The 2521-nt window shown below is 72.9% G+C and carries 3 protein-coding genes; all 3 read right to left on the reverse strand.

Going from position 1 to position 2521, the window contains the following annotated elements; all coding sequences use genetic code 11:
- Positions 1–1039 (reverse strand): cysteine--1-D-myo-inosityl 2-amino-2-deoxy-alpha-D-glucopyranoside ligase (gene mshC / locus NCC78_RS30770; RefSeq protein WP_250798923.1); only part of this gene is annotated, 1039 nt, incomplete at its 3' end.
- A gap of 67 nt (positions 1040–1106) precedes the next feature.
- The gene (locus NCC78_RS30775) at positions 1107–1925 is read right to left on the reverse strand and encodes an SCO1664 family protein (RefSeq protein ID WP_250798924.1); all 819 of its coding nucleotides are present in this window, start codon (positions 1923–1925) and stop codon (positions 1107–1109) included.
- Complete coding sequence (locus NCC78_RS30780; RefSeq protein ID WP_250798925.1) at positions 1922–2503, reverse strand: DUF3090 domain-containing protein; 582 nt, start codon at positions 2501–2503, stop codon at positions 1922–1924. The genes NCC78_RS30775 and NCC78_RS30780 overlap by 4 nt, the downstream gene beginning before the upstream one ends.
- Positions 2504–2521: the final 18 nt, after the last annotated feature.

Below are 2521 nucleotides of genomic sequence, written 5' to 3' on the forward strand. Positions count from 1 at the left end.
CGGCCCGCCGCCAGCGGTCCAGCCGCTCCTGCCCGGCGACGAGCAGGTCGTCGGTCCAGGACCGGTCGGCGCGGTAGTGCCCGGACAGCAGCGCCAGCCGGACGGCCATCGGGTCGACCTTGTCGGCGCGCAGCCGGGAGACGAAGACCAGGTTGCCCCGGGACTTCGACATCTTCTCGCCGTTCAGGCCGATCATGCCGGCGTGCACGTAGTGGTCGGCGAAGGGCGCCGCGCCGGTGAGCCGCTCCGCGTGCGCGGCGGAGTACTCGTGGTGCGGGTAGAGCAGATCGTTGCCGCCGCCCTGCACGTCGATGCGGTCACCGAGGAGGTTGAGCGCGATGACCGCGCACTCGATGTGCCAACCGGGGCGGCCGGCGCCCAGCTCGCTCCCCGGCCAGGACGGCTCGCCCGCACGGGCGCCGCGCCACAGCAGCGGGTCGAGCGGGTCACGCTTGCCGGCCCGGTCCGGGTCGCCGCCGCGCTCGGGGAAGATCTCCAGCATCTGCTCGCGGCGCAGGTTGGACTCGTAGCCGAACCGGGGCGCCGAGGTGACATCGAAGTAGACGTCACCGGTGCCGTCGTCCAGCCGGTACGCGGCCCCGTCCTTCATCAGCATGAGGACCTTGTCGGCGATGTCCGGGATCGACTCGACCGCGCCCACGTAGTGCGCCGGCGGGATGATCCGCAGCGCCTCCATGTCCTCCCGGAACAGCGCGGTCTCCCGCATCGCCAGGACCTTCCAGTCCTCGCCGTCGCGCTCGGCGCGTTCCAGCAGCGGGTCGTCGATGTCGGTGACGTTCTGCACGTAGCGCACGTCGCGGCCGGCGTCGCGCCACACCCGCTGCACCAGGTCGAACGTGATCATCGTGGCGGCGTGGCCGAGGTGGGTGGCGTCGTACGGGGTGATGCCGCAGACGTACATGGTCGCCGCGTCGGCCGGGTCGCTCGGGTTGACACCCTGGCGCGCCGAGTCGAACAACATCAGCGGCCCGCCCCTGCCCGGCAGCCGTGGCACCTCGTGTCCCGCCCAAGACTCCATGACCGTCAGCCTAACCAGCCGTACGACACCACAGGGCCGCCCCGCGGGTGATCATCATGACAGCGGCTCACATCGGCGGCCAGGGCACCGCCGGCCACTCCTGCGGGGGCTGCGGGAACCGGCCGGTGGCACGCAGCCGCTCGATCCGGGCGGCCAGCTCGGCGATCTCGCCGAGGGTGAGGTGGTCGGCCAGCTCGTCGCCGAGCCCACCGGCGACCTGCCCGGCGAGGGCGTCGAGCACCTCCACGGCATCCGCCGGCAGCTGCCGGCCGGCCCAGCCCCAGAGCACCGTGCGCAGCTTCTCCTCCACGTGGAAGCTCACCCCGTGGTCGACGCCGTAGATCCGGTCATCCGGGCCGACCAGCACGTGACCGCCCTTGCGGTCGGCGTTGTTGATCACCGCGTCGAGCACGGCGAGTCGGGCCAGCCGCGGGTCGTCGGCGTGCGCCAGCGCGTACGGGGTGCCGTCGTCGTCACGGGCCGCGGCGACCGGGAACCAGCGGGGCGGCAGCGCGTCGGCCGGCACGAAACCGACCAGCGGCTCGGCGTCGGCCGGCTCGTCGATCCAGAGCTGGCACGAGCCCGGCCCGAACGGCCCGTCCCGCAGCACCGTCGGCGGCACCAGGTCCCACCCGGTGGCCCGGGAGACCAGGTACGCGGAGACCTCCCGGCCGGCCAGGGTGCCGTCGGGGAAGTCCCAGAGCGGACGCTCACCACGGACCGGCTTGTAGACGCACCGCGCCGTCAGCCCGTCGAGGGTCAGGATGCCGCGCAGCGTCGTGTTGGAGGCGTCGACCAACCGCCCCTCCAGGTCGAGCTCACCGTCGCGGAGCAACCGGAGCGCGGCGTCGCCGTCCTGGCGGGGCTGAAGTCCCGACGAGGTCACCGGTGATAACCGTTGTGGCGCGGACAGAGGTGACCCGCGGGGTCCAGCGGCTGGCCGCAGAGCGGGCAGGGTGGGCGGCCCGCGTTGACCACCCGGCGGGCCCGTTCGATGAACTCGCGGGTCGCCTCGGGCGTCAACCGGACCCGGAGCCGGTCGAGATCCTCGTCCGGCTCCTCGTCGTCCTCGTCTTCGTCCTCGTCGTCGGGCTCACCGAGCTCGACCTCGACCTCCGCCTCGCCGGCGGCGATCGCCTCGATCACCACCGTCGCGGTGTCGACGTCGAACGCCAGGCCCAGCGTGCCGACCCGGAACTCCTCGTCGACCGGCGTGTCCAGCGGGTCGTTGTCACCGACGACGACGACCGGCTCGGGCAGCTTCACCCCGAAGCGGCGTTGGGCCTCGGTGAGCAGCTCCTCCAGTTTCTCCGCGAGCAGCGACACCTGGACCTTCTCCAGCGCGACGCTGACCAGCCGCCCGCCGCCGCGCGCCTGGAGGAAGAACGTGCGCTCCCCCGGCGGCCCGACGGTTCCGGCGACGAACCGCTCCGGCGGCTCGAAGGCGTGCACCTGGTGGGTCATACCCACGACCCTATCCGG

It is taken from the genome of Micromonospora phytophila, assembly GCF_023656545.1.
Lineage (GTDB): Bacteria > Actinomycetota > Actinomycetes > Mycobacteriales > Micromonosporaceae > Micromonospora > Micromonospora phytophila.

What these genes read in the sequence shown, in the direction of transcription:
- NCC78_RS30780 (WP_250798925.1), bottom strand. Translation starts at nt 2,503, where the DNA reads ATGACCCACCAGGTGCACGCCTTCGAGCCGCCGGAGCGGTTCGTCGCC.